General features: G+C 57.4%; 10 protein-coding genes. 6 read left to right on the plus strand and 4 right to left on the minus strand.

The annotated features are described in order from the left end of the window. Nucleotides 1-154 precede the first annotated feature (154 nt). From AC1D17_RS26990 to AC1D17_RS27000, 3 genes are all read left to right on the plus strand, one after another. Complete coding sequence (locus AC1D17_RS26990; RefSeq protein WP_477568325.1) at nucleotides 155-355, plus strand: CsbD family protein; 201 nt, start codon at nucleotides 155-157, stop codon at nucleotides 353-355. A gap of 99 nt (nucleotides 356-454) precedes the next feature. After that, nucleotides 455-811 (plus strand): hypothetical protein, encoded by a 357-nt coding sequence (locus AC1D17_RS26995; RefSeq protein WP_477568326.1) that lies wholly within the window; start codon nucleotides 455-457, stop codon nucleotides 809-811. Nucleotides 812-1,131: 320 nt separating this feature from the next. After that, nucleotides 1,132-1,311 carry a hypothetical protein gene (locus tag AC1D17_RS27000; RefSeq protein ID WP_477568327.1) on the plus strand — a complete coding sequence of 60 codons (180 nt, stop codon included), beginning with the start codon at nucleotides 1,132-1,134 and terminating at the stop codon, nucleotides 1,309-1,311. Between the two features lie 122 nt (nucleotides 1,312-1,433). On the opposite strand, the gene AC1D17_RS27005 is transcribed toward AC1D17_RS27000, so the two are convergent. Further along, on the minus strand, nucleotides 1,434-1,982 hold the full coding sequence (locus tag AC1D17_RS27005; RefSeq protein WP_477568328.1) for a hypothetical protein: 549 nt from the start codon (nucleotides 1,980-1,982) through the stop codon (nucleotides 1,434-1,436). Between the two features lie 717 nt (nucleotides 1,983-2,699). Further along, on the minus strand, nucleotides 2,700-3,218 hold the full coding sequence (locus AC1D17_RS27010) for an NUDIX hydrolase (RefSeq protein WP_477568333.1): 519 nt from the start codon (nucleotides 3,216-3,218) through the stop codon (nucleotides 2,700-2,702). 191 nt (nucleotides 3,219-3,409) lie between these two features. Here AC1D17_RS27010 and AC1D17_RS27015 point away from each other — a divergent pair, with 191 nt between their 5' ends. After that, entirely contained in the window at nucleotides 3,410-3,703 is a 294-nt protein-coding gene (locus AC1D17_RS27015; RefSeq protein ID WP_477568329.1) for a hypothetical protein, read from the plus strand. Between the two features lie 503 nt (nucleotides 3,704-4,206). Here AC1D17_RS27015 and AC1D17_RS27020 read toward each other — a convergent pair. Both AC1D17_RS27020 and AC1D17_RS27025 read right to left on the minus strand, forming a co-directional pair. Next, a complete protein-coding gene (locus AC1D17_RS27020) occupies nucleotides 4,207-4,578 on the minus strand; it encodes a nuclear transport factor 2 family protein (protein ID WP_477568330.1) in 372 nt (123 codons plus the stop codon). 326 nt (nucleotides 4,579-4,904) lie between these two features. Beyond that, complete coding sequence (locus tag AC1D17_RS27025; protein ID WP_477568331.1) at nucleotides 4,905-5,285, minus strand: hypothetical protein; 381 nt, start codon at nucleotides 5,283-5,285, stop codon at nucleotides 4,905-4,907. A gap of 375 nt (nucleotides 5,286-5,660) precedes the next feature. On the opposite strand from AC1D17_RS27025, the gene AC1D17_RS27030 reads away from it, so the two are divergent. Both AC1D17_RS27030 and AC1D17_RS27035 read left to right on the plus strand, forming a co-directional pair. Then, the gene (locus tag AC1D17_RS27030) at nucleotides 5,661-6,287 is read left to right on the plus strand and encodes a class I SAM-dependent methyltransferase (protein WP_477568332.1); all 627 of its coding nucleotides are present in this window, start codon (nucleotides 5,661-5,663) and stop codon (nucleotides 6,285-6,287) included. A 144-nt stretch (nucleotides 6,288-6,431) separates the two neighbouring features. Further along, nucleotides 6,432-7,189 (plus strand): L,D-transpeptidase family protein (locus AC1D17_RS27035; protein WP_477568334.1); only part of this gene is annotated, 758 nt, incomplete at its 3' end.

Here is a 7,189-nt window from a genome sequence, read left to right on the forward strand (position 1 = left end):
GTGCCTGGAGGGCTTTGTTCCGTACCAGCCGCGATCTATCCTGGGGCATGGAGGCCCATCCCATCCCAAGCCGAGCCTTTGACGATTCGACCGAACCAATTCCTCTGTGGCGCGTTTCACTTCCACACATCCACCTAACAAAAGGAGAGCCTAGATGGACTGGAATCGTGTCGAAGGTAATTGGAAGCAGTTCAAAGGGAACGTCAAAGAGCAGTGGGGCAAACTTACTGACGACGATCTCGATCAGATCGCGGGCAAGCGTGATCAGTTGGAAGGGAAGATTCAAGAGCGCTACGGAATCGAAAAGGATCGCGTAAAGCGCGACGTCGATGACTGGTATAGCCGCCAGCCATGACCGTTTCACGCACCATTCAAACGAAGCCTCGCGAAAGCGGGGCTTTTTTTCATGGTCGGCGACCCGTCGCGACGGCAGCCGAATCAGGCAATATGGACCATGACCAACGATATCGACCCCGACTTGCCAATCCGCCTCGCAGACATCATCCCAATCATGTTTCCGGTAGGTGGCATGACGCCCAGTGGATTGCGCAAAGAGGCGGTGAGGGGCCGTCTGGTGCTGATGCGGATCGCTGGCAAAGATTTCACGACGATCAATGCCATGAAAGAAATTCTGCGGATATGCGCCGCGCCAAGGCCGCCTTCGGAGATGGCGGTGGGTCGCTCGGTTCAACCTAGTGCTGCCGTCCTAGCATGCCGCATGTTGATAGAAGAATTAAAAGCAAAAGGGTCCGGGGATGTACCAGCGAGGCGATCGTTGAAAGCGGCGCAAAAGAAGTCGGCTCGATCCTGAAATGCTTTTTGGGGGTAGATCAGGGGGTATTTCGAAATTCCTCGCTAAACACGTTTATTTAAATCAGATAGATAGATTATTTAGATTGACTGTTACATCACCCACCATTTTTATCTAACGATATCAATATATTGCGTTGTTTTTTTGGTTGGCATCCGAACACGGCTATCCCAGCAGGTCACCATTAGATCACAAGGGGTAAGTATCTGTTTTACCGCTCCTTTTCCGTTCTCCGTCAACAGGATTGTGGATAACCGGATTAGCTCCGACTTCCGCGCCCTGAAGTTGGGCCGACTTCGGTTCAAAAGCGAGGAACTGGTGTGACCGGCGGGATCGAACCGGACGCCGTCGAGGCGGATCTGGCCGCCGTCAGGGAACTGTGGCGCGAGGTCGACGGGATGACGAAGGAGATCGGCAGACGTGCTGCCCGGATGATCTCGACACCGACGAAATGCTTGCCGACATCGCTTTCGTCGATTACAGGCTCCGCGGGCAAATGACACCGTATCGAAGGCAGTTCGCTCTTCGTCTCCTGGCGAAAGGCATTACGCCGGAGTGGATCGCGGAGTACCTTCGTATTCAAGATGTTCAGGAACTGGTGGAGACCGAAATGGCCGTGTCGTCACCGCCCCGGCGCGTAGTCAAATCCGTAAGTGTCGCAGCCCTCCGGAAGCCCGCGAACCGACCGTAGAAACCGCTCTCTCACAAGCTCTGCCTTCGACGGCCTCGGCACCACGTCCGGGGCCGTTCGCATTTCCATGCGCGGCGGGATCCTTCCGATAAGCGCGGCCTGCAGTTGTCCGACCGGGCCACGGCGGCGCAGCTCGGCAATGTCGTCTTCCGACAGACCGAGACAGAAGTCCTGCAGCTCGGTGTCGAAATCGGACAGGTCGAAAGCTGCACGCTCTTCTGACGAGCTTTCGACATAACGAATAAATCCGTGAACGCGCCGGTCGACTTCCGGACGGAAATCGTCGATCGCCTCTGCCGACGCCGCGTCTTTATATGCCTCGTCGACATCCTCGGTCGTCAAGTTCTCATGATGYGGCCTAGGTGTCGGCATCTCCATACCGAAGAACCGGAGGATGCCCCCGATGACCGATGCGAATACGTCCCAGATTGCGCCGATCCACGTCAGCGGGTTCCACCAATATCCCTTTAAAACCGTCATTTCCGTCCTCCTCCTGTGAAGGATTCGAGCCTCTTTGCCGGTGGCGAGAGCGACAACGAATCCTTCACGCCGGCGGAATTCGACGCCTTACGGAGGGGGATTTGAAAGAAGCGTTTGTTGACGCCGCGATCCGGCTGCTTTTGCCTATGAGACGATTTTGGACATCCGGACGGGTTACGAGACCGCCTTGGACAAAACGCGGCGGTCTCAGGCCCTTAGGAGACGACTATGCCCGGTACTTGTTTTCGAAGAGTAGGCTTAGCGAAATTTTTTTTTGCTATGAGCTAATTGGGCGACCCTACTGGATGGATTGCGAGACTTAGGWCGCCAAAGCGTGAACCGACGATCTTTGCGCTCCTGAGGAAAAACGCGATCTATGCGGAAGTCTGCTGCGAATTCCACCATGTCGGCTTTTGGCTTGAAGCTGCCGGCGTCGCTGCGAGTGACCGTTTCGCGCCCGCACTTCGGTCGCCCACATCATTCGCTCGAGTGCCCATAAGCTGACAGTCTGCTTGGCAAATGGCCTCGTGCTGTCTACCCTCTAGCTGTGGTATCAATTCGCACTCTTGCAGCCTGGCGGCGCAGGCAACGTTGCGATCCAATCGGCATTTGCGAAATTTGCCGCTTTTGTTGTTCGATGACCCTGCACGGCTTCCGACTTCGATGTGCCGACGAGCCAACAGGTTGGAGGAATTTGGGATCGTGCTGACGCGTAGATTATCTTCGTTTCGACGGTTTAAATTCGACCAGAAATGACTTCAGCTCCACCTCCCGAACACGTCTTGCAGCTTCATCTGGGCTCAGCCAGTCCAGTCGTCGCTMGCCGCGCTCCTTGAATTTGTCGCTGGTTTTGGAAACCTCGATCTCAAAGATGTCGACGATGCACGGGGCAACGTCGCCGTCGTCGAGCAGCTTGAGATAGGTGTATCTGCCGGTCGCGAACTTTAGCCCTCGGCCGCGCACACCTGCTTCCTCCCAAGCTTCGACTGCAACAGCCTGATGAGGCTTTTTTCCTTTTATCGGCCAGCCTTTCGGGATGATCCATCGTTGACTATCACGCGAGGTCACGAGCAGCACTTCAAACTCTGGCCCCTGGTCTTTGTAACGGAAACATAGAGCTCCGTACTGTTGACGAAACGAGCCTGAAAACAGTTTTGCCGGGTTTGCCGCGAGCTGCTGTAGGAGTGGCTTTGGTTTACTGCGGTCTGATTTTTGGCTTTTCTTCTTCGGCGTCATTAGATTGAGATAGTCGAGGTCGGATTGATACTCAACCTCGGTCATTCCTGAATTGTATCAGACCCGCAAAGGACGCCTACACGGAAATCGATCTCTTTAGTGGTCGCGAATATTGCTGCATCCCAGCGCGGTCCCAAAACGCTATCAATCGCCGATGGGGTGGGGTGTTGACGCCAATTAGCAACTTTTAGATGCAGCGCGGCAACCCCGATAAACTATTCCCCACCAGCCCTACAAAAGCAGCCAAGCGCGGGGGCTGCGCCTGCCTGCTCGCCAGTGATAAGACCGGCTGTCGCAGGGGGCGACGCAATGTACACCGCGAAGATGGCATTATGTTCCTTGGCCGCTGCAATCGCCAATCAAGCGGCTATCCGACGAGCCGCTTTGTCCGCGTTTTTGCGATCGTCACCATACTGCGCGAGGATATTCTGGGCATCCTCGATTTCGATGCGATGCTTTTTCGCGAACGTGATCACGTCTTTTGAAGCCGTTGTCGGCTTTGGTTGGTGGTCCATCAATGTCTCCTGAATTTGGGGCACGGGCTCGTACAGGGCGGCGTGCCATCAAAGGTAATATGGGGATTGGATGGCGCGATTGCTAGGGCGTGCAATGCCGCGCCTCTCGGGATGGCGTGCCGACCGGGGGCACATCAAAGTTCCCGACCTTCCATTCCTCAGACCGGTGGGCGGGGACAATGAGGGGCTGATGCGCGCGTCGCCTCGACTGCGCCACAGAAGCGGTCGTTGCGACGCCTACTACCGAGCCCCCAAAACTCTTCACGGAAGCGGAAGGTCTGCTTTCGGGATGCATATGCGGAGAGCAGCCGTTCCGTTCACGGCCCCCAATCAGTCATTTCGGCATTACCGAGGGTTTTGCAATAGGAGGGTCGTTGGTTCTGACCCCTTCAAGGCGAGCAATCGAGGCGTAGACCGCTGACCGACGGCTCAAAGCTGAGGCACTTCAAGAGCGTCCACATCTGGCCTTGTTGCTACTCGACGATCTTCCAATAGGAATCTTTGCGGATCACCTTGCCATTCCGAAACGTATAAAGATCGCAACCCTGGACTTCCGTCTTTCTCCCGTCGACCGATGTACCCATGAGGAACCATCTCGATATCCCAGTTCCGGATGCTTCATCAACGAAGTGTTCAGCGTTGTTGTAGACAACGTCAGGCAGGCCCTGAAAGCGCGACGCCAGAGCCTCTCGCACTTTGGTCTTGCCTTCGAAGCGAGACCCCCATGGATCGTGTCCGCGTGGCATCTCCAATATGCAGTCTTCAGCGAAGTAGGTCATGATCAGATCGAGATCATGTGCGTTGAAGGCATCGCACAGGTCCATCAGTCGCCGACGCAAGTCCATCACGGTCTCCATCAATAGGGAAAGCGCGCTCGCGATCCTATCATGTTTCCTCCCGTTCTGCTGGAGGCGCATTGCGCGGGCAATGGGTGAAGCCCCATTGGGAAGATCCGTCGGAGCTGCCCAGACACATCGCCTCGATGCTCGCCCCAGCGGCATTTCGGACGAAAGAGACTATGCCCAGGCGTGATCGCTCTGCCTGCTCGACATGACATTTGTGTTGCCCCTTGCCATGGCAGTCGTATGTGTCAATGCGCTGGGGTGTCGACCACCATGGCTTGAAGCCGACATTTGTGACCGACCCTGAACTTGGAACCTGAGTCAGGAAATTAGAAGCCGTACATCGCGATGACGAGTGCGAAAGCGATGACGAAAAAAATGGCGACAAACGTCATAGCGCTTACGATGAGGGCGGCCGCGATCGGATAGACGTTGCGCCATGCAAGCGTGGCCGCAGCGATTGCGACGATGGGCGGTGCGCCGAAGTAGACCGGGGTCAGTTTGCTGTCGCCGTAGAGTCCCTGCTCAAACACGGACGGCAGTGTCGAAAGCCAGCCCAGCATGATGCTGCCGGCTACTGCAAGGGTAGTGCCGCGAAGATCGCGCCGAACGGCCAGCATGAAAGCAACGACGGCGGCAACCGCCTGGAGCCCGCCCATCGTGGCCGCGGTCCATCCACCGAGCCTGGAGGCAGGGGTCGGCACACCCATGAACGGGTATGCCACGACCGACAGACCAAAATAAACCTGCAGCACAGCCGTGAGAACGAGCAGTGGCCATGTCGCCTTTGCCAGGCTGTTTATGAAAACGGCTTTAGGTACGGAAATGTCTGCTGGGAAGAGGCATTTTGCAATCCCACCACCCAAACGACAAGTTGGAGCTATAAGCGGAAATCATTTCCGCTTTGAGCGCGCATTGCCGCCCGGCGGCATTGGCAATCGGTCGGTGGTGTCTCTGATCGCATTTCTGCTAAAGCTGGGAAGAAAGTCGCCCGCGATATCACCAACTGCCGAAGTGTGAAAGGCGCAACGGGCTGATGGGCCTCTCGCTCATCGAGCCTCTTGTCTTGAAGGAGGAGTGCTAGAATGAGCACCGACCGGAACACCGTGCGGTCCTATGATATGGTCGCGGCGGAGTACGCTGCCGAGGCCGCGGCGATGCCCGAATGGGTCGCGACAGAGATCGATGTGTTCGTGACCGAGCTGGGTGGCTCGGGCAGGGTACTGGAGATCGGAAGCGGTGGCGGGCGAGATGCACTCGAACTTGAGAAGCGGGGGATTAGCGTCCGGCGCACCGACATTTCGAAGGGTTTCGTCGAACTGCTTCGCGAGAGTGGCTTCGAGGCCGACCTGTTGGACCCGCTGACCGAAGACTTGGCCGACCCGCAGCGTCCCGGCACGCCATACGACGGGATTTGGGCCTGTGCCTGCCTGATTCACGTCGCGCGCGAGGATTTCGGCACGGTGCTTGGGCGGCTTGCCGAGGCGACCCGGACCGGTGGCCGACTGCACGCCTCGGTTAGAGAGGGCGACGGTGAGGATGTGTCCACACACGGCAGTGCTGCAGCGCCGCGGCGCTACGTCGAGACGTACTGGCGCGAGTCTGCCCTGCGGTCCGAACTCACAGGCGCCGGCTGGATCGTCAGCGAGGTGCGTCTGTGCGTCGGAAAGCCCCATGATCGGTGGCTGAGCGTTCGGGCGAGTCGGGCGTGACGCACACAGACCTTGCGGGAATGGCCGGTTGTCGCGCGACCATAAACTTGAGGTCGCCGCGAGGGGGGCTTCAGCGAGGTTCAAAGTGTATTGCGCTGAAGCGAGGGCGAGTTGCACGATGGAACAAGTTCCGGCGCCAGCCATTTGTCCTCCATGAAAACTGCTTTGCCTATGTCGCTGCTCGCTCTGACCATATCCGTTGGCGGTGCGACCGCGCGTGAACCCCTTCCCGAAGCAAATGGCGCTTCGATTGCTTCCATGGCGACAGCGGCGCCCGCGGCTGCAGATCCCGACCCTGCGATCGTCCGTCTTCAGGTCCTGCTCGACCGTGCGGGTTCGTCTCCAGGCGTGATCGACGGCTTGTATGGGGAAAACTTCAACAAGGCTGTGGCTGGCTTTGAGGCCATGAACAGTCTTCCAGTCGATGGGAAGCTGGATCATGACGTCGTCGCCCGCCTGGAAGACCATGCCCCCATCGTTGCGAGCTACGTTGTCTCAACAGAGGATGCCGCGGGGCTCGTTGACAGGATTCCTGAAGACTACGGCGAGAAGGCAAAGATGGAGAGCCTCGGATATACGAGCGTTGCGGAGAAGCTATCCGAGCGGTTCCACATGGACATTGATCTCGTCAAAGCGCTCAATCCAGTCTCGCAGTTCGCCCCTGGCGATACGGTGTGGGTCGTAAACCCTGGTTCTCCAAGGGACGGAAAGGCGAAAAGGATCGAGGTCAACAAGAAGGCAGGGCAGGTGCTGACCTACGCCGAGGACGGATCATTGCTTGCGGTGTACCCCGCGACGATCGGAAGTGAAGACAATCCGGCGCCATCAGGCCAACACAAGGTCAAGGGCGTCGCGAGAATGCCGGTGTACAGATACAACCCCAAGCTCAACTTCAAGCAGGG

The sequence above is a fragment of the Pararhizobium sp. P1_E7 genome (assembly GCF_056405855.1).